At 65.7% G+C, this 22,760-nt stretch carries 23 protein-coding genes; 13 read left to right on the forward strand and 10 right to left on the reverse strand.

Going from position 1 to position 22,760, the window contains the following annotated elements; all coding sequences use genetic code 11:
* The first annotated feature begins 18 nt into the window (after positions 1–18).
* On the forward strand, positions 19–729 hold the full coding sequence (locus AB0O58_RS17365) for a TIGR03089 family protein (RefSeq protein WP_283541567.1): 711 nt from the start codon (positions 19–21) through the stop codon (positions 727–729).
* A gap of 9 nt (positions 730–738) precedes the next feature.
* Here the strand turns inward: AB0O58_RS17365 and AB0O58_RS17370 are convergent, their stop codons facing one another.
* The 3 genes from AB0O58_RS17370 to AB0O58_RS17380 are packed head-to-tail and all read right to left on the reverse strand — an operon-like array spanning position 739 to position 2,883.
* Entirely contained in the window at positions 739–1,128 is a 390-nt protein-coding gene (locus AB0O58_RS17370) for a hypothetical protein (RefSeq protein WP_032372702.1), read from the reverse strand.
* The gene (purE, locus tag AB0O58_RS17375; RefSeq protein WP_094717664.1) at positions 1,125–1,637 is read right to left on the reverse strand and encodes a 5-(carboxyamino)imidazole ribonucleotide mutase; all 513 of its coding nucleotides are present in this window, start codon (positions 1,635–1,637) and stop codon (positions 1,125–1,127) included. Before purE ends, AB0O58_RS17370 begins: the two co-directional genes overlap by 4 nt.
* On the reverse strand, positions 1,630–2,883 hold the full coding sequence (locus tag AB0O58_RS17380; RefSeq protein WP_027496486.1) for a 5-(carboxyamino)imidazole ribonucleotide synthase: 1,254 nt from the start codon (positions 2,881–2,883) through the stop codon (positions 1,630–1,632). Before AB0O58_RS17380 ends, purE begins: the two co-directional genes overlap by 8 nt.
* Positions 2,884–3,050: 167 nt before the next feature.
* Between AB0O58_RS17380 and AB0O58_RS17385 the strand changes: the two genes are divergently transcribed.
* On the forward strand, positions 3,051–3,605 hold the full coding sequence (locus AB0O58_RS17385; RefSeq protein WP_366238527.1) for a GtrA family protein: 555 nt from the start codon (positions 3,051–3,053) through the stop codon (positions 3,603–3,605).
* A 12-nt stretch (positions 3,606–3,617) separates the two neighbouring features.
* Here AB0O58_RS17385 and AB0O58_RS17390 read toward each other — a convergent pair whose 3' ends face one another.
* The 4 genes from AB0O58_RS17390 to AB0O58_RS17405 are packed head-to-tail and all read right to left on the reverse strand — an operon-like array spanning position 3,618 to position 7,147.
* Entirely contained in the window at positions 3,618–4,937 is a 1,320-nt protein-coding gene (locus AB0O58_RS17390; RefSeq protein ID WP_366238528.1) for a HAMP domain-containing sensor histidine kinase, read from the reverse strand.
* A gap of 6 nt (positions 4,938–4,943) precedes the next feature.
* Positions 4,944–5,624, reverse strand: a complete 681-nt coding sequence (locus AB0O58_RS17395) for a response regulator transcription factor (protein WP_027496484.1) — start codon at positions 5,622–5,624, stop codon at positions 4,944–4,946.
* Between the two features lie 39 nt (positions 5,625–5,663).
* Positions 5,664–6,263 carry a PH domain-containing protein gene (locus AB0O58_RS17400; RefSeq protein WP_027496483.1) on the reverse strand — a complete coding sequence of 200 codons (600 nt, stop codon included), beginning with the start codon at positions 6,261–6,263 and terminating at the stop codon, positions 5,664–5,666.
* A gap of 47 nt (positions 6,264–6,310) precedes the next feature.
* Positions 6,311–7,147: a biotin--[acetyl-CoA-carboxylase] ligase gene (locus AB0O58_RS17405; protein ID WP_032372888.1), complete on the reverse strand. Its 837-nt coding sequence runs from the start codon at positions 7,145–7,147 to the stop codon at positions 6,311–6,313.
* A 95-nt stretch (positions 7,148–7,242) separates the two neighbouring features.
* Here AB0O58_RS17405 and AB0O58_RS17410 point away from each other — a divergent pair, with 95 nt between their 5' ends.
* The 3 genes from AB0O58_RS17410 to AB0O58_RS17420 are packed head-to-tail and all read left to right on the forward strand — an operon-like array spanning position 7,243 to position 9,826.
* Positions 7,243–8,883, forward strand: coding sequence for an acyl-CoA carboxylase subunit beta (locus AB0O58_RS17410; RefSeq protein ID WP_032372703.1), 1,641 nt, complete (start codon positions 7,243–7,245; stop codon positions 8,881–8,883).
* Entirely contained in the window at positions 8,880–9,146 is a 267-nt protein-coding gene (locus tag AB0O58_RS17415; RefSeq protein ID WP_094664100.1) for an acyl-CoA carboxylase epsilon subunit, read from the forward strand. Before AB0O58_RS17410 ends, AB0O58_RS17415 begins: the two co-directional genes overlap by 4 nt.
* Positions 9,147–9,157: 11 nt before the next feature.
* Positions 9,158–9,826, forward strand: a complete 669-nt coding sequence (locus AB0O58_RS17420; RefSeq protein WP_094664122.1) for a Maf family nucleotide pyrophosphatase — start codon at positions 9,158–9,160, stop codon at positions 9,824–9,826.
* A gap of 15 nt (positions 9,827–9,841) precedes the next feature.
* On the opposite strand, the gene AB0O58_RS17425 is transcribed toward AB0O58_RS17420, so the two are convergent.
* On the reverse strand, positions 9,842–10,285 hold the full coding sequence (locus AB0O58_RS17425; RefSeq protein ID WP_027496480.1) for a flavodoxin domain-containing protein: 444 nt from the start codon (positions 10,283–10,285) through the stop codon (positions 9,842–9,844).
* A 115-nt stretch (positions 10,286–10,400) separates the two neighbouring features.
* Positions 10,401–11,774: a hypothetical protein gene (locus tag AB0O58_RS17430; RefSeq protein ID WP_283541568.1), complete on the reverse strand. Its 1,374-nt coding sequence runs from the start codon at positions 11,772–11,774 to the stop codon at positions 10,401–10,403.
* Positions 11,775–11,916: 142 nt separating this feature from the next.
* On the opposite strand from AB0O58_RS17430, the gene AB0O58_RS17435 reads away from it, so the two are divergent.
* A complete protein-coding gene (locus tag AB0O58_RS17435; protein WP_366238529.1) occupies positions 11,917–13,194 on the forward strand; it encodes a glycosyltransferase in 1,278 nt (425 codons plus the stop codon).
* 5 nt (positions 13,195–13,199) lie between these two features.
* Here AB0O58_RS17435 and AB0O58_RS17440 read toward each other — a convergent pair whose 3' ends face one another.
* Positions 13,200–14,546, reverse strand: coding sequence for a hypothetical protein (locus tag AB0O58_RS17440; protein ID WP_366238530.1), 1,347 nt, complete (start codon positions 14,544–14,546; stop codon positions 13,200–13,202).
* Between the two features lie 550 nt (positions 14,547–15,096).
* Here AB0O58_RS17440 and AB0O58_RS17445 point away from each other — a divergent pair.
* From AB0O58_RS17445 to AB0O58_RS17475, 7 genes are all read left to right on the forward strand, one after another.
* Positions 15,097–16,545, forward strand: coding sequence for a condensation domain-containing protein (locus AB0O58_RS17445; RefSeq protein WP_032401222.1), 1,449 nt, complete (start codon positions 15,097–15,099; stop codon positions 16,543–16,545).
* A 118-nt stretch (positions 16,546–16,663) separates the two neighbouring features.
* Positions 16,664–18,118, forward strand: a complete 1,455-nt coding sequence (locus AB0O58_RS17450) for a condensation domain-containing protein (RefSeq protein ID WP_032372708.1) — start codon at positions 16,664–16,666, stop codon at positions 18,116–18,118.
* On the forward strand, positions 18,096–19,469 hold the full coding sequence (locus tag AB0O58_RS17455) for a condensation domain-containing protein (RefSeq protein ID WP_032372709.1): 1,374 nt from the start codon (positions 18,096–18,098) through the stop codon (positions 19,467–19,469). The genes AB0O58_RS17450 and AB0O58_RS17455 overlap by 23 nt, the downstream gene beginning before the upstream one ends.
* Positions 19,470–19,599: 130 nt before the next feature.
* Complete coding sequence (locus AB0O58_RS17460) at positions 19,600–20,496, forward strand: sulfurtransferase (RefSeq protein WP_032372710.1); 897 nt, start codon at positions 19,600–19,602, stop codon at positions 20,494–20,496.
* Positions 20,493–20,906 (forward strand): SufE family protein, encoded by a 414-nt coding sequence (locus AB0O58_RS17465; RefSeq protein ID WP_027496472.1) that lies wholly within the window; start codon positions 20,493–20,495, stop codon positions 20,904–20,906. Before AB0O58_RS17460 ends, AB0O58_RS17465 begins: the two co-directional genes overlap by 4 nt.
* A 134-nt stretch (positions 20,907–21,040) precedes the next feature.
* On the forward strand, positions 21,041–22,510 hold the full coding sequence (locus AB0O58_RS17470; RefSeq protein WP_032372711.1) for a condensation domain-containing protein: 1,470 nt from the start codon (positions 21,041–21,043) through the stop codon (positions 22,508–22,510).
* Between the two features lie 127 nt (positions 22,511–22,637).
* Positions 22,638–22,760 (forward strand): biotin carboxylase N-terminal domain-containing protein (locus AB0O58_RS17475; RefSeq protein WP_141215285.1); only part of this gene is annotated, 123 nt, incomplete at its 3' end.

Below are 22,760 nucleotides of genomic sequence, written 5' to 3' on the forward strand. Positions count from 1 at the left end.
GTCGACTAGGGTCGTGGTGTGGCTTCGAACCTGACTCAAACCCTGCTCGAGCCGATCCTGGCGGCAGACCCGGCCGGTCCCCGCATCACGTACTACGACGATGCCACCGGCGAGCGGGTCGAGGTGTCCGCCGTGACACTGGCGAACTGGGCGGCCAAGACTGCCAACCTGCTCCGTGACGAGTTCGCACTCGATCAGGGCGCGCGCGTGTGCGTGCTGTTGCCGGCGCACTGGCAGACCGCTGCCGTACTTCTGGGAATCTGGTGGACCGGCGGCGAGGTGGTGCTCGGTGCAGACGACTCCGCGGATCTCGCGCTGGTGCACGGCGACCGCCTCGACGACGCACCCGACGTCGACGAAGTTCTGGCGCTCTCGCTCGATGCCTTCGGCAAGGCAGTCCCCGATCTGCCCCTCGGGATGACCGACTACGCCACCTCGGTTCGCGTACACGGTGACCAATTCAGGGCAAACGGATCCGGGTCCGCGGCATTGGACGGCCGCTCGGTGGACGACGTCCTCGCCGCAGCAAGAGAACGCGCCGAGGCCCATTCTCTCTCGGCCGCGGACCGAGTGTTGTCCAGTGCATCCTGGACCAACGCCGACGAGTTGATCGACGGACTGCTCTCGGTGCTCGCGGCCGGAGCGTCGTTGGTACAGGTGGCCAACTCCGACGAGAGCAAGAAGGAACGACGCATCGACACCGAGAAGGTCACGACGACCCTCGACTGACTTGTCGCCTCATCCGGTCGGGCGGTAGCCGCCGTCCGCGAGTCCCGCTTCGATCTCGAACCGGTTGGCGCTGCCGCGGTGACGCGCTTCCTCGACGAGGTAGCGGAACGGAAAGGTCAGCCCGAACCTCGCCCACTGGTCGGCGTGAATCGCCTCGTGCCGCAGCACCCGACGGGCGGTGTTGTTCGCCGTCAGGTAGGCCCCACCGAATGTGGTTCCGCCGCGGCCGAATCCGCCGCGCAGGCCGGAACACACGAAGATCGAGAACTCGTCGTCGAAACGCGCCGTTCCGCCCCACAGCTGCGCGTAGCGCAGTGCCAGCCGGGTCACCGACACCGACTGCCACTTGCCGCGGCCGGCTCGTCGAATCTGCTCGCGCCGCGACGCCGCGGCACTCATCCCAGCAGCGTGGTTCGCAGTGCCGCGTCCTTGTCCAGAACCATGGCCTCGAGAGAGGACTGGAAGGCCGACATCCGTTGCTGCAGAACAGGATCGGACGCTCCCAGAATCCGGACGGCGAGCAACCCCGCATTGCGAGCACCACCGATGGAGACCGTCGCAACGGGCACACCGGCCGGCATCTGCACGATCGAGAGCAGCGAGTCCATACCGTCGAGATACTTCAGCGGTACCGGAACGCCGATGACCGGCAGTGGCGTCGCCGACGCCACCATGCCCGGCAGGTGCGCCGCTCCCCCGGCACCGGCGATGATCACTTTGATTCCGCGACCGGCGGCCTCGCGGGCGTAGTCGAGCATCCGCTGAGGTGTGCGATGCGCCGAGACCACGCCGACCTCGAAACGAATACCGAACTCCGCCAGCGCTTCTGCTGCGGCCTCCATGGTCGGCCAGTCGGAATCGCTGCCCATGATCAGGCCTACGACGGCGGTACCGGATTCGTCAGTCATGGTGCGGGTCCCATCCGTCGGTCCATTCGGCGTGCGACATCCAATGCGCTGCACGTTCGGCTCGTTCACGTACGGCCGCCACGTAGGCCGGGTCGCCGAGCGATCCGGACCTCGCGCCCAGAATGTTCACGTGGCCGATCTTTCGGTCTTTCCGCTCGGTCTTGCCGTACAGGTGCACCTTGGCGTCGGGCATGCGCGCGAACAGGTGATGCAGGCGTTCGTCCATCGTCATCTCCGGCGCTTCGGGCGCACCCAGGATGTTCGCCATCACCGTCAACGGTGCCAGTGGATCGGTGTCACCCAGCGGGTAGTCCAGCACCGCACGCAGATGCTGCTCGAACTGCGAGGTGCGGCAGCCGTCCATGGTCCAGTGACCGGAGTTGTGCGGCCGCATGGCCAGCTCGTTCACCAGAAGCTTGCCCGAGGTGGTCTCGAACAGCTCGACCGCGAGGTCTCCGACGACGCCGAGGGCACCCGCGATATCGAGCGCCAGCCGACCGGCGTACGTGGCGACGTCCTCGTCCAGGTCGGGAGCCGGGGCCAGAACCACCGCGCATTGTCCGTGTCGTTGCACGGTCTGTACGACGGGCCACGCAGCACCCTGACCGAACGGCGATCGCGCGACCATCGCCGACAACTCGCGGCGCATGGCGACCTTCTCCTCGACCATGAGCGGCACACCGAGGTCGAGCTGGGCAGTGACGATCTCTTCGGCTTCCTCGGCGTCGGCGGGCATCCAGACACCGCGGCCGTCGTAGCCGCCGCGGACCGCCTTGAGGACAACCGGCCACCCGTGTTCGTCACCGAACGCAATGGCGTCCTGCGCCCACGACACCTCCGCGTACGCCGGTCCGGGTGCCCCCAGCTCTTCGAGCTTTCGACGCATGCGCAGTTTGTCCTGCGCGAAGATCAGCGCGCTCGGTGGCGGCTGGACGTTGACGCCCTCGGCGACCAGGGTCTCGAGGTGCTCCGTCGGCACGTGCTCGTGGTCGAAGGTCAGGGCGTTGGATCCGGTCGCGGCCGTGCGCAGCGCATCGAGGTCGTCGTGCAGCCCGAACACGACGTCGGGGCTCACCTGAGCCGCCGGCTCGTCTGCGCCCGCGGCGAGCACGCGCAGCGTTTGGCCGAGTTCGATGGCCGACTGATGGGTCATGCGGGCCAGCTGACCTCCGCCGATCATCGTCACGACGGGCATTCCGGTCGACGACGGGCGCGCAGCGGTGGGGCGCGGTTCGGTACCTGTCACGGCTCACCATGGTGTCATGTCCTGCCGGTTCGGGCCGAACCGGCAGTCGCACGGCGGTCGTCGTTGTCGCGAAGAACGTGGAAACACTGTCGTCAAGACTGTGGAAACGCTGATGAACAGAGCGTCGGTTCGCCGGATCGGGCGTTCGTTTCGTAGACTTCACCGTTGTGCCGACGATCGACAGCGTGCTTCAGCGCTTACCCAAGCCCATCAGGGACCTTGCGATCCGGCACAGCGAGTTGATCAAGTTCGCCATCGTGGGCGGTACGACGATGGTGTTCGACCTCATCATCTTCTACTCGCTGAGCCTGACGGTGCTCGAGCAGAAGCCGGTGATCGCGAAGATCATCTCGGGCGTGCTCGCCACCCTGCTCAGCTATTTCCTCAACCGTGAGTGGGCCTTCAAGCACCGCGGCGGGCGCGAACGCCACCACGAAGCGCTTCTCTTCTTCGCCATCAGCGGCATCGGAGTGCTCATCGCCGCCGGTCCGCTGTGGATCGCGAACAACATCTTCGACATCCGCGACACCAACGAGTCGCTGACGATGGTGGTCGTCATCGACTTCGTGCTGAACTACATCATCGGCAACCTGCTCCAGATGGCGTTCCGCTTCTGGGCGCTGCGTCGCTTCGCTTTTCCCGAGGACAACGCGCGCACCATCCTGGAAGTGGACGCCGAGCGCAACGGGGATCCGACCGACGCATCGAACGCGCTCGACTGACCCCCAGTTCGGTCAGCGTGGTTCGCGCCGCGAGAGCGCGGGCGACGATTCGCGCCGAGCGGGCAGGAACACCGAGAACAGTGCCGGTCGTCTGCGCTGTAGTTCCAACCGTCCGCCGTCGGCCTCGATCAGGGCCCGGGCCAGCGCGAGACCGACTCCGGTCGAACCGGCTCCGGAGAATCCGCGGTCGAAGATGTGGGGTGCCAGTTCGTTGCTCACCCCTGGACCCTCGTCGGACACCTCGACACAGACCAGTTTCTCTCGCCGCCGGTCGGTCCCCTCGGCGGCGGACACGGCGCGCACGGCAACCGTGCAGGCACCGTCGCCGTGCACCAGAGAGTTGTCGACCAGTACCGACACGGCCTCGCGCAGACGCGAGCCGGTCACCGACGCCTGGAGGTCGGCGTCGCCCTTGAGCACCAGACTCCGACCTGCATCGTCGAAATTTCGCTGCCATTCGACCACCGTGCCGGTCAGTTCCTCGATGACCGATACCTCGTGCGCATCGGCGGCGCCGTCGCTGCGGGAGGAGCGGACGAGTTCGTCGATGGCCAGGGTCAACCGATCGACCTGATCCATCGCCTCGTTCGCCTCGTCGACCACCGCGGGGTCCGGATGGGTGGAGATCTCGTCCAACCGCAGTCGAACGGCGGTCAGGCGGCTACGAAGTTGATGCGAGACGTCGGCAACCAACGTGTGTTCGCGCTGCAGCCGCCCGGCGATCTCGACGGTGGCCGAGTCGAGAACCTCCGACACCCGGTCCAGCTCGGCAATGCCGTGCCGACGCGGGTCCGGCCGAAAGTCGCCCTCGGCCAGTCGGGCCGCCCGCCGCGCGACGTCCTGCAACGGATCGGCCAGTCGCTTGGCGGTGAGCACGGCCACCACGGTTCCTGCCAGCGCGGACGCCAGGACCACCAGAGTCACCGCGCCGAGAGCCTGCCGCTGCAGTGAACGCATGTCGTCGGACGGTACTTCGAGTCGCAGTGATCCCGAGGTCCCCATCGACAACGATTCGACGAGTGGCCGGGGGACGGATGCCTGGCCGATGTCGGCACGGGACGCGGCGTCCTCCGGCGTCGGATAGATGACGACGAGGCGGCCACCCTGCGGAATCGCCAGACGCAGCGAACCGATGTCGAGTTGACCCTCGATCAGTCCGGCCAACCCCTCCTGCGAGATGATCTCCGCGGCCATTCGGTCGAGGCGTGCCTGCAGATCGTTTCGAGTGAAGTCCTCGACCCACAGCCAGGCCGTGTACATCAGCGGCAGCCCGAGCAGCAGGGCCGTCATGATGACGACAGCGAGAATGGAGACCAGGATTCGACGCCGCATCGACGACTAGTCGCTGTTGATGCGGAATCCGACACCGCGAACGGTCGCGATGCGACGCTCCGCCACCGGTCCTTCGTCGCCGATCTTGCGGCGCAACCAGGACATGTGCATGTCGAGGGTCTTGGATCCGCGCAACTCCGCGTCGCCCCACACCTCGCGCAAGATGACCTCCCGCGAGACCACCTGACCGGCGTGATCGAGCAGCACCTTGAGCAACTCGTATTCCTTGTTGGCCAGCGAGATCTCGGTACCTCCGACGAGCACCCGTCGGGCGGCCGGTTCGAGGCGAATTGCACCGACCTCGATCGGAACGTCCTCGCCGGCACCGCGTCGACGCAGGAGCGCTCGAACCCGAGCCATCAGCTCGGCGAGCCGGAACGGCTTGCCCACATAGTCGTCGGCACCGGCGTCGAGGCCGACGACGAAGTCGACCTCGTCCGTGCGCGCGGTGAGCATCAACACGGCCACCTCGGACCGGTTGGCGCGGACCTGACGGCACACTTCGAGGCCGTCCATTCCGGGCAGCCCCAGGTCCAGGATCAGCAAGTCGAATTTGCCGTCGAGAGCACGCTGTAGCGTGGCCGGCCCGGTCTGTTCGACGGTCACGGTGTAGCCCTCGCGCCCGAGGGCACGGGAGAGGGGTGCGGCGATAGCTTCGTCGTCTTCGGCAAGCAGAACATCGGTCACGTCGGCAACCCTACGGTTCGAATGTGAGAACAGCCTGTGTTACCTGCGTTTCCCCGCGCGCCAACCGGGCTTGGACTCGGCCGGTGCATCGTCGGCCATCGGCTCGAATGCTCGGTCCCGATCGTGAACGGACTCGCGACGAAAGTCCATGGAGTCGAATACTTGCTGGTAGAGCAACGAATGGACGCGTTGCACCTGCGGAATGTCGTCGAACTCGAGTGGGTCGTCCGACGCCGACGCGATGATCAGGGTGCCGGTACCGAGCATCCTGTCCAGCAGCCCGTGTCGAAATTGCACGTTGCTGATGCGGCTCATGGGGATGTCGATTCCGGAATGCGTGAGCACACCCTGCCGAACGAGGACCCGACGATCGGTGACGATGAAGTGAGTGCACTTCCAGCTCACGAGCGGAACCAGGCATCGCCACCCGACGATCGCTGCCCACACCACCAGCGCGGCGATCGTGGCCACATCGGCGGCCGTGGATTCGAGTCGGGCACCTGCGACACCGAGGGCGACGCCGGCGAGACCCGTGGCGAGCACGAACGTGATCGACGGCAGGATCAACATCTTCCAATGCGGGTGACGGTGAAGCAGTAGCTCTTCCTCGTCGGCCAACGCATCCTGTGGGTAACCCACGTGCACTCCTGACTATTCGCGCCGGATCTGCCCGGGTGAAGATGGTCTCACGAGACAGGTCGGAGATGAGTGACGTCGCCGGCGGCCACCGCGAGAACCGAGGGCGATGCGGAGCCGGCACGTTCGACCTCGATCACAATCCGGCCGTGTTCGTCCACATCGACAGCGGTTCCCACTTCGTGCTCGCCGCCGGGGAGGTCGACACGCACTCGCTGTCCGATGGTGCCGCACCGATCTCTGTATCGGTGCGCCAGCGCCTCGGTATCCCAGTGCGCATCCCGCCACGAATCCACCTCGGCGGCCACCCCGCGCAGGATCGCACGCACCAGGGTGTCTCGATCGAGCACCGCGGCCTGTTCGAGCGCGAGTGACGTCGCCGTGGGCACCGGGAGCTCGGCCTCGGTCATCGAGACGTTCACTCCCAGGCCGATGACCACGGTCGGACTCGGTCCGTGGGCGGCTACTTCGGCCAGAATGCCCGAGACCTTCCTACCGCCGATCAGAACGTCGTTCGGCCACTTCAACCGCGCATCGACCTCGGCCACGGTACGCAGCGCATCGACCAGAGCCACGCCGGTCATCAGCGGCAGCCAACCCAGCACCGCCGGGTCGATCCCCGGGAACTTCAGCAGCATCGACAGCAATATCTGCGATCGCGGAGCACCGGAGAACGGACGCGAATGCCTGCCCCGCCCACTCCCCTGATGTTCGGCGATCAAGGCCGTCCGGTCCGCCCGATCTGCCGCCGCAGCGACGAGGTCGGCATTGGTCGAACCGGTCTCGGTCACCACGTCCACCCGAGACCACGAGGCCTGCGGTCCGTCCACCAAGGCTCGACGGAGTGCACGGACGTCGAGCGGTGGGCGATCCAGATTGGTCCACATGACCACCAGCATATGGGTTCGGCACGAACCGACGTCGGCTCGTGAACCACCCTCGGTCGGGGCGCAGATCACACTCGCAGTTAAAGTGTTGCCCCATGACCAGCGTCCAGGATTCCACTGCACCCGGGTCGGCAGATGCACCCGATATCCATACCACTGCGGGTAAATTGGCCGATCTTCGTAAACGTCTGGGGGCTGCGGAGATGCCGTCGGGTGAGGCGGCGGTGGAGCGGGTCCACGCGAAGGGCAAGTTGACCGCGCGCGAGCGGATCACCGCCCTGCTCGACGAGGGCTCGTTCGTCGAACTCGATGCGTTGGCGCGGCACCGATCACAGAATTTCGGGTTGGGTGACAATCGCCCCTTCGGTGACGGTGTCGTCACCGGCTACGGCACGGTCGACGGCCGTGATGTGTGCGTGTTCTCCCAGGACGCGACCGTCTTCGGCGGCAGTTTGGGGGAGATCTACGGCGAGAAGATCGTCAAGGTGATGGACCTGGCGATCAAGACCGGGCGGCCGTTGGTGGGCATCAACGAAGGCGCCGGGGCCCGCATCCAGGAAGGGGTGGTCTCCCTCGGGTTGTACGGGGAGATCTTCCACCGCAACGTCCGCGCATCCGGGGTGATCCCACAGATCTCGCTGATCATGGGCCCCGCCGCCGGTGGGCACGTCTACTCCCCAGCGTTGACCGATTTCGTGGTCATGGTCGATGGCACCAGTCAGATGTTCGTCACCGGCCCCGATGTCATCAAGACCGTCACCGGGGAGAACGTGACGATGGAAGAGCTCGGTGGCGCGCACACCCACATGGAGAAGTCCGGTGTCGCGCACTACGTCGCGTCCGGGGAGCAGGACGCCCTCGACTACGTCCGCGACCTCCTGTCGTATTTGCCGTCGAACAATCGGGCCGATGCCCCGCGGACGGTGGCGTCGGATCCGATCGTCGGGGCGATCGAGGATTCGTTGACGGCGGAGGACCTCGAACTCGACACTCTGATTCCGGATTCGCCGAACACTCCGTACGACATGCACGAGGTGATCCGCCGGATCCTCGACGACGACGAATTCCTCGAAGTCCAGGAGGGTCGGGCTCGCAACATCATCGTCGGGTTCGGGCGGATCGACGGCCGGTCGGTGGGGATCGTGGCCAATCAGCCCACCCAGTTCGCCGGCACGTTGGATATCGATGCCTCGGAGAAAGCAGCCCGGTTCGTCCGCACCTGTGATTGTTTCAACGTTCCGATCATCACGTTGGTCGATGTGCCGGGGTTCCTGCCCGGGACGGGCCAGGAATACAACGGCATCATCCGGCGTGGGGCGAAGTTGTTGTATGCCTACGGGGAGGCGACGGTCGGGAAGATCACCGTCATCACCCGTAAAGCCTATGGCGGGGCGTACGACGTGATGGGCTCCAAGCACATGGGTGCCGACGTCAATTTGGCGTGGCCGACGGCGCAGATCGCGGTGATGGGGGCCTCGGGTGCGGTCGGGTTCGTCTACCGCAAGCAGTTGCTCGAGGCCGCGAAGAACGGTGAGGACGTCGATGCGTTGCGGCTGACGTTGCAGCAGCAGTACGAGGACACGCTGGTCAACCCGTACGTCGCTGCCGAACGTGGATATCTCGATGCGGTCATCCCGCCCAGTCACACCCGCGGGCAGATCGTGACCGCGTTGCGGCTGCTCGAACGCAAACAAGTGACCCTGCCCCCGAAGAAACACGGAAACATCCCACTATGAGCGACACGAATCATGACGACGTGAACGACGGTCAGGCCGTTGCCGATTCAGGCATGTCCGCGGCAATTCGGGTCGTCAGGGGCAATCCGGACGACGAGGACGTGGCGGCTCTGGTGGCGGTGTTGACTGCGGCGCAGAACGATTCGGCATCGAGCACGGATTCCCGGCCTCGGGAATTGTGGGGTGCACCGTCGTCGATGCATCGCGGCTTCGCGGCGCAGTCGGCGTATTCGTACGCCGCGTCGGGCCGATACTCGCGGTGACGGTGCCGCCCGTGACGACCCGGGCCGATTCGGTACGACTCGTTCTGGCGTCGGCGTCACCTGCTCGCCTCGGAGTTCTTCGTAGTGCCGGCGTGGAGCCGATCGTCCGGGTGTCGGGAGTCGACGAGGACGCGGTGACGGCCGAACTGGGGCCGTCCGCGTCCGCCGCCACCGTGGTCACCGAACTCGCGCGGGCCAAGGCCGCCGCAGTCGCCGAGACGTTCTCGGATTCTTCGGCGGATCTGGTGATCGTCGGGTGTGATTCGATGCTGTCGATTGCCGGTGAGCTGCACGGTAAACCGCACACCGTCGAGGTGGCCCGTGAGCGTTGGCGGACCATGGCCGGGTCGACCGGGGCGCTGCTGACCGGTCATGCCGTTCTGCGAGTGACCGCCGGAGTCGTGGTGGCGCAGGCTGCAGCGCACAGCTCGACGACGATTCGTTTCGCAACCCCGTCTGCAGTCGATCTCGACGCGTATCTGGCGTCCGGCGAACCGCTGCAGGTAGCGGGAGCATTCACGCTCGACGGTCTCGGCGGCTGGTTCGTCGACAGCATCGAGGGTGATCCCTCGTCGGTGATCGGCATCGGCTTGCCGCTGGTTCGTACTCTTCTCGAGCGGGTGGGTACGTCGCTTGCCGCCCTCTGGGACGGCTCGCCGGACGACCCGATCGGGATCTGACCGGCGAGACCTACCTCAGGGCAACAGATCGATCAGCTCGCGAGCCCAGTCCTCGGCCATTGCCTTGGGCTTGATGTTCGACGAGCTGTCGTGCCGAGCGTGGGTGCCGACCTGCTTCGCACCGAGCTCGGTGAGCTTTTCGGCGATGATCTCGCCGCCGCGGTTGAAGGTGTCCTCGTATACCTTGTCTCCCAGACCGAAGACTGCGAACTGCAGTCCTGCGAGGTCGGGGGCATCCTCGACGAGTGCCTCGTAGAACGGCTCCGCGCCGGTGGGGAGCTCTCCGTCGCCGTAGGTGGAGCAGATGACGACGTGGAAGTCGTCCGTGTCGATGTCGGAGACCTCGTACTCGAGCATGTCTCGCACCTCGGCATCGTGATCACCGAGCACGTCCGCGATCTTGTCGGCGACCTCCTCGGCCGTACCGGTCTCGGACCCGAACAACACGACCACTGCCATGGATCGCTCCCCTTTCTCACATGCGCTCGAACACTCGAACAGTCGCAAAAGCATAGCCGTACCGGGGATCCCGCCGAAAATCCGCGTACGCCCGATGTTGTGATTTGTCTCGAGGTCACCAGAATTCGGCAGTCAGGCCCCAGTTCGTGTACTCGGCCTCGACCAGCCCACGCAGGTGCTCCTTGCTGGGGAACGCGTCCGGGTCGAGACCGGTGACGCACAGCGTCGCGCGGTCACCCGAGTCGTTCCACCAGGCACTGACCCCGCCGGCGGTGCGACGGAGCAACGCCACATCGGTGTTCTGAGTGATGGACCGCATCGCCACTGCCGCAGCGTCGACGCCTCCGATGGTGCGCAGTCGCGCGCCGCGATCGCCGAGGTTCGAGCACAGACACAGAGGTGCCGAGCCCGATGCCGCCAGCTTGGCGACGACGACGTCGGGCAACACCTGCATCAGTGGTTTGAGCAGCTCGAACACCGATGTCACCGTACTGTCGGCCTGGTCGGTGAACGCCTGCTTGCTCGATGCGCGGATGGCCGTCAGATCGTCGCGGTAGCCCTGTCCCCCGTCGACGTGAATGGACACCCCCGACGTCGCGTTGGCGCGACTGTCGCCGGGTGTTCGGGTGCTGACAGGAAGGGCCACCCGTACCCGGTCCTGCGGACCGACGCGTCCACTCGCGGTGAGAATGCCGAGCACCACCGCGACAAGGAGACTGTTCGAGCTCCCGCCCCTGCTCGCTGCGGCCGCGGCCCAGTCCCCCGATGCGCAGTCGACGACCACCGTGCTCGGTACCCACTTGCCCTCTCGTGCCGCGGTGACGGCCAGGGCACGGCTCGGAGTCGGGCCGGGTGCCGTGGAGCCCGCTGCTACCTCGTCGGACGAGGTTCGCGAACGTACCGCGTCCACTGTCGTACGTCCGAGCGCTCGCGCCACCCCGGACAATGCCGCACCGATCTGTCCGACGCCGTCCGCGATGTCGGCGCGTACCGACGACCGCGGGGGATCGTGGTCGAGCCCGCCGCGAACGAAGTCGTCCGGAGTCGCCCGACCGGCGAGAGCTGCTGCCGCCGCAGAGGTCAGGGCACCGCCGTCACCGACCACGTGCGATCCGACGAGCGAGACCACTGTGCCGCCGCCGTCGACCGAGGTCGCCGACAAACGCCACGCAGGTCCGTCGATGGGGTCCAGCGTCACCGCTGCCTCGTTCTCGATCCACAGATCGATGCCGTCCCGGGCGATCGCGTGTCCGATGACGACCGGGGCGGCGGGCGTGCGGGCCGTGATCCAGCCATCGCGGGCACCGGGCACCGCCGAGCGTCGTACGGAGCGATCCAACGGGCCGGTAGCAAGCAACTGCCACATGGATTCGAGTGCGTCGAGCGGGACGGCCGAGTCGAACCGCCACACGATCTGATTGACCACGGGCACTCCGAGTACGCACTCCATGCGCAGGAACAGGTCGTCGTCGTACGTCAATCTCTCCACCACGAGAGACTATCCCTGCCCGCCCACGTAGGTGGAACGGCCGCAAATGTGTTTCCCGCCATATGTTTTCGTATCGGCTCGGTTCGGACGGTGCTGATAGGTTGGGGCTCTTCCCCACGCCGACACGTCTGCGAGTGCGCCTGTGAAGTTCGTGATGCCGTTCAACGGAAGCCGAGGCGACGTGACCCCCGGTATCGCTCTCGGGCTCGAACTCGCAGATCGCGGGCACGACGTGCTGTTCGGTGCCCCACCCAATCTCACCGATGTCGTGTCGGCTGCCACGGCATCCTCCGAACGTATCGAGGTTCAACCGTTCGGGCCCGACACGCAGCAGCTGTTGGAGTCCGATCTGGTCAGAGTGCGTATCAAGTCTCGAAACCCGCGGACCCGCTTTGCTGCGCTGTCCGAGCTGGCTCATCACGGCTGGGACGACATGACGTCCGAGCTGAACCGAATGGCGGCAGGGTGCGACGGAATCGTCACCGGCTCGCTCGGTCAGGAAATGGCTCTGAACGTGGCCGAAGCGCACGGCACAGCGTTTGTGTCCCTGCACTACTGCCCCCTCAGGCGCAACGATGCAGTGTCGATCACACCGGGCGTGAACCTACCTGCCGTCGTCAATCGGTCGATGTGGGCGGCCCTCGAGGCACTGCGCTGGAAGTCGATGAAGAAGCGCGACAACGCGCAGAGGGCATCACTGGGTTTGCCTCCCACCACGGAGTCGACGCCCGTGAGGTCGGCGCGCTACGGCGGTATCGAGATTCAGGCCTACGAATCGGCGCTGTTCCCCGGGCTTGCCCGACAGTGGGGCCCGCTACGCCCGTTCGTCGGCTTCATCGGCCTGGTCGACGGAGTCACCGAGACGGATCCCGCGTTGCGCCGATGGCTCGACGCAGGAACTGCGCCAGTGTATTTCGGCTTCGGCAGCATGCCGGTGCCCGAACCGGCTGCACTGATGCGCATGATCGACAACGTCACCGATCGATTGGGCGTGCGCGCCCTGGTCTGCGCGGGCTGGAGCGATCTGCTGGAGTCCGATTCAGCCGTCCATCGATCGAACCCGAACGTCTTCGTCGTGAAATCGGTCGATCACGCGACGGTCTTTCCGCGCTGTCTGGCCGCGGTTCATCACGGCGGCGCAGGGACGACTGCAGCCTCGGCACGAGCCGGGCTGCCGACCCTGGTGTGCTGGTTCAGCGCCGACCAACCGTTCTGGGGATCCGCGCTGCGGCGCGTAGGAGCCGGGTCGAGCACGAAGTTCTCGACGTTGACCGAATCCGTTCTACAGCAGGGCATTTCCGACCTCATGACCGAAGACGCCCGGCTGGCCGCGCGAGCGCTAGCCGATACGATGACGCCTGCTCGAACGGCGACGGCCGCTGCCGCCGACATCACCGAAGCAGCAGCGCGCGACCGCTGACCCACTCACCAGAAGCGTGCCGAGAGTCCCCATCTCCGAAGCGCCTCGGTCAGGTGTTCACGCAGTACATGCTCGTCCGGGCATCGGTCGGGGTCCATGGCGTGGACGGTCACGGTCACACTGGTGCCGGTCTCGCTCGACCATGCGGTCAGACCGCCGTCGAGCGAACGAGCGAAGTCGGCGTCGGCTCCGGCGAACGTCGCTCGACCGGACACCGCCCGGGCGGCGATCCCCGCCACCGTCGTGAAGTCGTCGGGAAGAGAACCGAGGTTCGACGCCAGCCCTTCGGCACCGTCGCGGGGCTGCGGCACTCGTGCGACCACCGCGTCGGGCAGCATTTGAACGAGTGCCTGGGACAGGCCGCCCGGAGCGGCACCGGCGGCCTGAGCAGCGGCGAAAGCCGTGAACGCCGATTTACTGGCGGCGCGGATCGGGCGGAGGTCCAGATCGGTCGGGTCGGCGATCGGCACGTCGATCTTGACGATCTTGGTGGCGTTGGACCGTGTGTCGGATGCGTCGCCGCGATCACTGACGGGCAGGGACCACTGCACCGTGTCTCCCACCGAAGCACGGCCGGCGAGTCCGGACGCAGCAGTCAGGACCGCCACGAACAGCGAATTGGATGTTCCTCCCCAGCGTTCCGCGGTCGATCGCCATGCATCGGCGTCCACCTCGGCAACCACGTGCGGGGATGTCCAGTCCGCCGCAGCCGCTCGCTCGGGTGCTGCCCGGTGTGGTTTCGGCCTCGACTGGGTGGCACCGGCAGGCTCGGAGCGTCCGGACAGAGGCAGAGCCTGCACCGCCGCGTTCACCAGCCATCCACCCGCGGACCGAATTTGCTCGACGGCGTCACCGAAGTCGGAAGCGAGGGCCTCGAGGCCGCCCGGGGCGGAGGAGACACGGGACGCGACGGAGTCGGAGTTCGCCGCACGGAATGCAGCGATCAAGGCGCCACCGTCGGCGACCATGTGCGAGGCGACCAACGACAGCACCATGCCGCCGTCGCTCAGTCTCGTCGCCGCGAGTTGCCAACCCAATCCGGTCTCGGGGTCGATATCGGGATCGATCCGGCCGTCCGCCCATTGCCGCACCATCGAGGGGTCTGTGAATTCTGGATGAAAATCCAGTGAATGAGAGGCGGCCGACGGCACCCACCGATCTCGGGCCGTCGGAATTGCCGATGCCACCACCCTGCGCGCAAGCAGACCGTCGGACAGGTTGTCACGCAGTCTTTCCAGATCTTCTCGCTGCACGACGTCATCGAACCACCACAGGAACTGGTTGTAGACGGGAAATCCGATGCCGTGGTGCATTCGCAAGAAAAGGTGATCGGCAAATCCAATTCGAGTCACGCGCCGAACCTACTACATCGAAAGAAACGGGAAGGTGGTGCTGTTTCTCGTCGGGCGATTCATTCAATGTTTGCAATAGGTGCCATTCCACCGAGCGGACGCGCGAATGTGACTCCGGTCTCGGGGTGCCGGTCCGGCCCGAGGTCTGGGTTCCGAGCCCGTCACCCGGATCGGCTCTCTCGAATCATCGGGCCCTGACGTGCGGTTACGCCGGAATCGCAATGCAGATGTGTGCGAGAATCAGTTTTCCGACCGATGTTCCACCCGTCGGTCAACCCCCTCGACAGTGACAAGAATTACTTTTACGCGTCGCGAAATAGTTTCGCTTTCGCCCTATTGTGAGTGCCGTACTCACGTCGACCGGACGGCGACTCCACGGTCCGTCGAATAGTTGTTCTTTCAATGTCGAAAGCATTGCGAGTGCACCCGATAAAAGCGAGCCGGACCGACGACTTCCGCCGTTACATCCACCACTCGACCGTAATCGAATGCCGATAGACACCACTACTGCCGAATACCGCTGGCCGAGCCCGGAACGGAAGAGGACACCATGGAATACACCGAACTCGCCGACTATCCACTTCCCGCCGGACGCTTGACCGAGTGGGTTCCCCGCGTCGACGACGATCAGTGGGCTCTCGATTCCCGCGGGCTGTCGTTCACGCACGAGGACCATTGCGAGCGCAGCGCGCCGGGCTCCTGGATCGGCACGGTATTCGAGATCCATCGTCGCTACGACGTCGAGGCCGTACGCCGCACCATCGCCGCGTACATGGGTCGGCACGAGGCGTTCCGAACCAAGGTTCGTCGTGACGACCAGTCCGGTTCGTGGCAGCGCTTCACCGCACCGGTCGACGCCGTGCAGGTGACATATCGCCCACACGCGGAGTCGCGATCGGAAACTCAGGTGTTCGGCCATCTGCAGTCGTGGTTCGGCGACACCGTGTCTCCGACGGCATGGCCGCATTTCGTTCTCGCCACCATCGAACCCGACGACGCGTCCCGCACTCTCGCCGGTGGGCCCGAGGAATCGTTCCTGCTCGCCTTCGCGGCCGATCATTCGGTCATGGACGCATACAGCCAGATCTATGCGATCAACGAGATCGACCGGCTGTACGCGCAGGCCCTCGACGGCATCGACCCGGAATTGCCCGAGGTGGGTAGTTACGTCGACTTCAGTCAGTCCGAACGGGCACTCGGCGACACCCTGACGGCGGATCACGGTGCCGTGCGAACGTGGCAGGACTTCCTCGCTGTCGAGGACGGCCGCTTCCCGGCTTTCCCGCTTCCGTTGGCGGGCGACCGGCCCCGCGCCGACACCGGCCCTGCGCCCCAGAGCAGCATCTCGTCGTGGCTTCTGACCTCCGAACAGTCGGACGGCTTCAATGCGGCGTGCCGCGCTGCCGGATACAACATGCAGGCCGGAATTCTTGCGGCGCTCGCATTGACGAATGCTCGCCTGTCCGGCAGTCGGTCTCTGCGCACGGTGATGCCGATGCACACCCGCGATGAGCAGAAGTGGGCCGCGTCGGTGGGGTGGTACGTCGGCATTCTTCCGATGGAGATCCAGCTCGACAACGCCTGCACCTTCGTCGAGGCACTCGAGGCCGCGGCTACCGCGGGCGCTGCGAACAAGGGCCTGGCCCGTATGCCGTACTCGAAGATCGCCAAGATCCTCGACTCCACCGAAATTCCCCGGTTCGTGGTCTCGTACATCGACCTGCGGTTCCTGCCCGACGCCGCCCAGTGGCAGGGGCGCAAGGGGCGGGCGCTCAGGAGCAACTGCCACGCCGACGACGAGGTCTACTTCTGGGTCAATCGCACGCTCGAAGGGCTCAACATCTCGGCCCGCTTCCCCAGTTCGGATGTCGCGTCGACCAATGTCCATCGGTTCATCACCGAGTTCGTCGCGGTTCTGACGGCGGTCATCGACTCCGACGGCGGTAGCGATACGGTGCTCGCGGCGGCCCCGCCGTCGGTCGTTGTCGCCGCAGAATGAGCGTAGACGCAGAATAGGCGTGGACGCAGGAGAAGTGGATGCGCAGAGGACGGAGACGGCGGCGTAGGCAGCCGGTACGTTCCGTCCACTGCGCCCCGACCGGAAGAGTGAAGCGAACATGATCATCACCGCAATGGGCCGCTGGAACCCCGCGCCCGGCCGACTGCTCGAGTGGCATCCCACCGCGGCCGCACAGGCGAGCGCCGCTGCGGCACCGATCGATTCGACTCCACCGTCGTTTCTTCAGGAAGACCACCTGAAGGCAGCGTGGGCAGCTCGCGCACGTGGCGACGTGCACACGGCGTACACCGGGGTGGCCACCGAGATCGACGGCGACATCGACACCGAGGCGATGAGCCGTGCGCTGACTGCGTACGTGCTGCGGCACGAGGGTCTGCGGTGCTGGTTCGAGGTGGACGGCACCGACGTGGTTCGACACCTCGGCGGCCCGGAAGTTGCTCGTTTCGATACCGTCGACGCAGGTGAGACATCCGACGACGAGCAGTTCCAACACTATGTGCGGCAGCGCTTCTCGACCGAGGCCACCGCCGACATCTGGCCGGGGTTCGTCGTCGGAGTGGTATCGAGGCCGGGCAGCTTCACGTTGTACTACGGTGCCGATCACGCGTTCACCGATGGTGGTTCACAGGCTCTGGTCATCAGCGAACTGGCCGATCTGTACGCGATCGAGATCGGGGCGGATGTTCCGCAACCGGCTTCGGCGGGAAGTCACCTCGAGTACGCCGCCGACGAGCGCGCCCGCGCTGCGACGTTCGGTGCAGACTCCCCCGAGATCGCCGCGTGGCGTGACATCTTCACCAGGCACGAGGGCCGTATGCCTCGGTTCCCCCTCGATCTGGGGCTTGCACCCGGCGAACGCGCCCCGGTCCGAATCGTCGAACGCCACCTGTTGGACCGAGAACTGACGGCAGCGTTCGATGCCGCGTGCAAGGCCGCCGGCGCACGGATGAGCAGTGGAATCTTCGCCGCCGTCGGCATCACCGACTTCGAGCTCGCGGGGAACGCGGAGTACTTCGGAATCACGGTGCTGAGCACTCGCCACCACGGTGACTACGGACAATCCCAGGGTTGGTTCGTCAACTTCGCGCCGGTCGCGTTCGACATCGCCGGTCACGAGCGCTTCTCCGACGTCGCCGGCCCGGCGCACGAGGGTTTCGAGCGGGCCAAGCAGATCGCCGAAGCACCGGTCCATGCGGTACTCGGCGCTCTCGCCGCAGACGGCACGCTCGGAAGCGAACTCGCCGTGAGCCCGAACATGCTCTCGTACATCGACTTTCGCTGGTTCCCCGGCGTCGGGCGAGATGCGGACACTCGTGCCAAGCATTTCACCGGCGAGGGCGCGACCTCCAACGCGTCGATGTGGATCAACCGCGACGGTGAGCATCTGTATCTGGTGGCGCAGACCCCCGACACGGCCGTCGCTGCCGAATCGGTCGAGCGGTACCACGCACACCTGGCATCGGTACTGGAAAAGATCGCGCGCACAGGCGATTACGTACTGACGCCCGGTTCGGTTCAGGAGCGGGTCGGTGCGGGTCACCTCGATCACTGAGTACCATCCCGCGGCCGGTGTCGTCGTCGAATTCACTGCCGACGTCACCGGGGATGCACAACGGTCCCCGATTCCACCGTCGTTCAATCAACGGTTTCATCTGGGCGATCTGGGCGAGGCTCGGCGAGTATGGATCGCGGGCACGTTCGACGTGCCCGGCCGCATCGATGTCGACGCTCTCGCGTGGGCGTTCACGCGACTGATCGACCGACACGACACTCTGCGCAGCTCGTTCGTCCAGGCGACCGACGGCCTGGACAGGATGCTCCATCGCCCCGGTTCGGTCGAGATCGCGGCGTCGAACCGGACCGAATTCGATTGCCCGACCGAGCTACGTGAGCATCTCCGCCGAATACTCGAGTTACGTTGCGACGCACGACGGTTCCCGTCGTACACGTGCGTCGCGATCGACCGGCCGGACGTCTCGACGGTGGTCTGCGCATTCGACCACTCGAACGTCGACGCGCTGTCGATCGCGGTGACCGTGGACGAGGTTCGTGCCTGGTACGACGCGTACCGGCGCTGCCCGTCGAGTCCGAACATCGAGCTGAGTCCGGTGGGAGGATTCGTCGACTACTGCCGTATCGAAGCAACCGAGCCGGCAGTGGATCGCCATGACGAGCGCATGGTGCGGTGGTCGGAATTCCTTGTTCGGTGCGGTGGTACGACGCCGAGTTTTCCGTTCGACCTGGGACTGGCGGACGGTGAGACTGCTACGCAGGCAACCCTTGTCGCGCCGATCCTCGATGCCGACCGCACTGCCGAGTTCGAGCGCCTGTGTACTCGGTCGGGCGGCGGGATGTTCGCCGGGGTCGTGGCTGCGATCGGTCAGGCCTGCGCCGCCATCGGCGGACCGCGGCAGATACCGTTCCTGTTCCCTCTGCACACCCGTCACGAGGATCGGTTCCGGCGGGCACTGGGCTGGTTCACCACCAACGCCCCGATGACCGTGGACGTCGGCGACGTGCTCGTCGACACGATCGCCGCGGCCCAACGGGAGTTTCGTGCTGCGCTACCGCTGAGCACAGTGCCCATCCCCCAGGTGTTGGCATCCCTCGGAGACACGTTCACCCTCTCGCGAAACGACGTGTTCATGGTGTCGTACATCGACTACACCAGAATCGAGGGCCACCGCGGACTCGAAGAATCCAACGCACACCACGTCAGCAACGCGACGGTGTCCGACGACGCGCAGTTCTGGGTGTCGCGGACAACCTCGGGTCTGGCTCTGCGGGCACGTTTTCCCGACACCGTCCTCGCGCACTCGGTCATGACTGCGTTCAGCGGCGCGCTGGTCGCGCTGCTGGCCGAGGCGACCGACCAGGCCACCACAACGGCCCTGACACGCTGAGACAGTACCGACGCAGCGCTCTGTGCCTGCGGCTCCCGCCACTCGGTGGCGGTACGGCATAGGATTGTCGACGGAGACCGTTCACCCCCGAGCGGGCCGCCAGCCGAATATCTTCCGTAGGAGCCGATACGTGCCTGTACCAACCGATTCCAACGCAATGTTCGCCGACTACGCGCATCCGGATCGTCTCGTATCCACCGAATGGCTGTCCGCTCATCTCGGTACGCCCGGGCTCCGCGTCGTCGAATCCGACGAGGACGTGTTGCTCTACGACGTCGGCCACATTCCCGGCGCGGTCAAGATCGACTGGCACCTCGACCTGAACGACCCAGTCACGCGCGACTACATCGACGGCGAACAGTTCTCGAAACTGATGAGCCGCAAGGGCATTTCACGTGACGACACAATCGTCGTGTACGGCGACAAGAGCAATTGGTGGGCCGCCTACGCACTGTGGGTGTTCACCCTGTTCGGACACCAGGACGTGCGGCTGCTCGACGGCGGACGTGATGCCTGGTTGTCCGAGAATCGCGACACCACACTCGATGTCCCTGAGTTTCCGGCGACCGACTACCCCGTCGTCGAGCGGAACGATGCACCGATCCGCGCATTCGCCTCGGACGTGCTCGGAGTTCTCGGCTCCGTGCCTCTGATCGACGTACGCTCCCCCGCGGAGTACACCGGCGAACGCACCCACATGCCCGACTACCCGGAGGAAGGTGCGCTGCGCGGCGGCCACATCCCCACCGCCGTCAGCATCCCGTGGGCCAAGGCAGCAGCACCGGACGGTCGATTCCGCTCACGCGCAGAACTGGACGAGATCTACGCCGAGACTTCGGCAACCGACGAGGTCATCGCGTACTGCCGCATCGGCGAGCGGTCGAGCCATACCTGGTTCGTGCTGACGCATCTGCTCGGGTACGAGTCCGTCCGCAACTACGACGGCTCGTGGACCGAGTGGGGCAATGCTGTGCGCGTTCCGATCGCCCGGGGCGAGGAGCCCGGATCGGCACCGGCCGCTCGATGAGTTCCCTTCCAGAATCGTTGGCCGAGATCGTCGAGGATTTCGCCGCAGTCGAGGGCCAGGACAAACTGCAGCTCCTGCTCGAATTCAGCCGGGAACTACCCCCGTTGCCGGATCACCTGGCCCAGGATGCGATGGAGCCGGTCCCCGAATGTCAGTCGCCGTTGTTCCTGTCGGTCGATGCATCCGATCCCGCCCGGATCGAGCTGTACTTCAGCGCGCCGCCGGAGGCTCCGACGACTCGCGGGTTCGCCTCGATCCTGGCGCAGGGGCTCGACGGTCTCAGCGCACAGGAAATCCTCGACGTTCCGGACGATTTCTACTCGGCTCTCGGATTGAGCGATGCGGTGAGCCCCCTGCGCCTCCGAGGGATGTCGGCGATGCTTGCACGTATCAAGAGGCACCTGCGCTGACCTCGTGTTCGGCAGCGCCCGGCCTTCGTCTTGATCGATACACGCCGCCGTCGGTAGACTTCGGTAGTGGGCATCGTCGCCCGCTGTCCGAACAATCCCCCGAATGCGTCTGACGAAGGCTGGTTGCTGCCGATATGGAGTTCACCGAGTTGGCGGACTACGCGGTTCCCGCGGGCACGCTCACCGAATGGATTCCCAGTGTCGGCCCACACGCCCACACTCCCGAAGCCGCCGGGTGGCAGCCCGACCCTCGCCCGACGTCCTACGTCCACGAGGCGCACCTGCGTACCAGCCTGAGCAGCCCTCGCCGCGGACGCGAGTCGTGGCTCGGCGCGGCGTTCGAGATTGCCGGTCCCCTGGACAAGCACGCTTTCCGGCGGGCGGTGCTGAACTGGATCGACAGACACGAAGCCATGCGGTCGAGCGCATCGATCGACGAGGCCACCGGTGAGATGACCCGGGTGACCGCCGCGCAGGGAGCCGTCGACATCTGGCAGGTCGAGCAGGAACGGTGTGCGCAGTCGAGTGAGGTCTTCGAGCATCTGCAATATCTCTTCGACGAGTTCACCTCGCCCCTGATCTGGCCCGCCTACGCGTTCGTCACTCTCGAACCACTGGACGAGACGCGGCCGATCACCGTCTTCTTCGCAGCAGATCACTCGATCATCGACGGCTTGTCCACTGTCCTGGTCGCCCACGAGATCGCGGCCCTGTACGGCGAGGAGCTGGGCGGGGCACCGGCCGCCCTGTTCGAGGCCGGCAGCTATCTCGACTTCGGGTCCTCCGAACGCGAGCGAAACGCCGAGTTGGAACATTCGCACGAGGCCGTCGCGATCTGGCGCGATCTGCTGATCGACGGGGACGGCCAGCTGCCCGACTTCCCGCTCGACATCGGTGATCCCAGCCCGGACGACGTACCTCAGGGCGGGCTCTCTGCTTGGGTGCTCGACCCCGAGCAAGCCGATTCGTTCTCGGTCGCGTGCCGAAAGACCGGGAACAGTCTGTTCGCCGGATTACTGGGGGTCCTGGCCATCACCGGTGCCGAGCTGGGCGGGGGCACCCAATTTCGGACTGTCACCCCGGTACACACCCGGGACGAGCCGCAGTGGGCGTCGGCACTGGGGTGGTTCGTCGGACTGTGTCCCATCTCGTTCGACATCGCCGGCGCGGAGTCGTTCGGCTCGGTCGTGGCCGCAGCATCGGCCGAGGTGAAGAAGACCAAGCCGATTGCGCGGGTTCCGCTCGATCGGGTGTTCACCACCCTCGGCTACTCGGCCAGGCCACGTTTCGTCGTCTCGTTCATGGATGTGCGGTTCGCGCCGGCAGCAGAGCACTGGCCGGATTGGAACGCGCGTGCGCTGCGCAGCAAGCAGTACCAACACGACGTGTACATCTGGATCAACCGCACACCTCAGGGAATCAACATCGCGGCTCGCTATCCCAACACCGAGCTCGCAACTGCCCGGGTACACGAATACATAGGCACCTTTCGCGCCCTGCTGACCGAGGTGGCCGACACCGGTACCGCCTCCTTCTCTGCCGCAACGTCCCAGCATCCCGATCCCGGGCACTCCGATACCGGGCGGATCGCTACCAGCCAGTAGTCCCATCCTGTCGCCCTGGACGCGCCGCAGCGGCCTGGACCGATTGCAGCGACGACCGAGTCGGTGCTTAGACTCCGACGTGACGTTCGTGACGATGGATGCGAAAAACACATCTGTAGGAGGCTCAGTGCCCAGCCATGCCAGTGCTCAGATCACCAAGGTTCTTGTTGCCAATCGTGGTGAGATCGCGGTTCGGGTGATCCGGGCGGCCGCTGATGCCGGGCTGGCCAGTGTCGCTGTGTACGCCGAA

This window comes from Rhodococcus sp. NPDC080181, assembly GCF_040702225.1.
Lineage (GTDB): Bacteria > Actinomycetota > Actinomycetes > Mycobacteriales > Mycobacteriaceae > Rhodococcoides > Rhodococcoides fascians.

Bases quoted from the DNA above. Each gene is read 5' to 3' on its own strand.
- AB0O58_RS17405 (WP_032372888.1), bottom strand. From the start codon at position 7,147: ATGTGGACCAATCTGGATCGCCCACCGCTCGACGTCCGTGCACTCCGT.
- AB0O58_RS17415 (WP_094664100.1), top strand. From the start codon at position 8,880: ATGAGCGACACGAATCATGACGACGTGAACGACGGTCAGGCCGTTGCC.
- AB0O58_RS17410 (WP_032372703.1), top strand. From the start codon at position 7,243: ATGACCAGCGTCCAGGATTCCACTGCACCCGGGTCGGCAGATGCACCC.
- AB0O58_RS17390 (WP_366238528.1), bottom strand. From the start codon at position 4,937: ATGCGGCGTCGAATCCTGGTCTCCATTCTCGCTGTCGTCATCATGACG.
- AB0O58_RS17470 (WP_032372711.1), top strand. From the start codon at position 21,041: ATGGAGTTCACCGAGTTGGCGGACTACGCGGTTCCCGCGGGCACGCTC.
- AB0O58_RS17465 (WP_027496472.1), top strand. From the start codon at position 20,493: ATGAGTTCCCTTCCAGAATCGTTGGCCGAGATCGTCGAGGATTTCGCC.
- AB0O58_RS17370 (WP_032372702.1), bottom strand. From the start codon at position 1,128: ATGAGTGCCGCGGCGTCGCGGCGCGAGCAGATTCGACGAGCCGGCCGC.
- AB0O58_RS17425 (WP_027496480.1), bottom strand. From the start codon at position 10,285: ATGGCAGTGGTCGTGTTGTTCGGGTCCGAGACCGGTACGGCCGAGGAG.
- AB0O58_RS17445 (WP_032401222.1), top strand. From the start codon at position 15,097: ATGGAATACACCGAACTCGCCGACTATCCACTTCCCGCCGGACGCTTG.
- AB0O58_RS17450 (WP_032372708.1), top strand. From the start codon at position 16,664: ATGATCATCACCGCAATGGGCCGCTGGAACCCCGCGCCCGGCCGACTG.
- purE (WP_094717664.1), bottom strand. From the start codon at position 1,637: ATGACTGACGAATCCGGTACCGCCGTCGTAGGCCTGATCATGGGCAGC.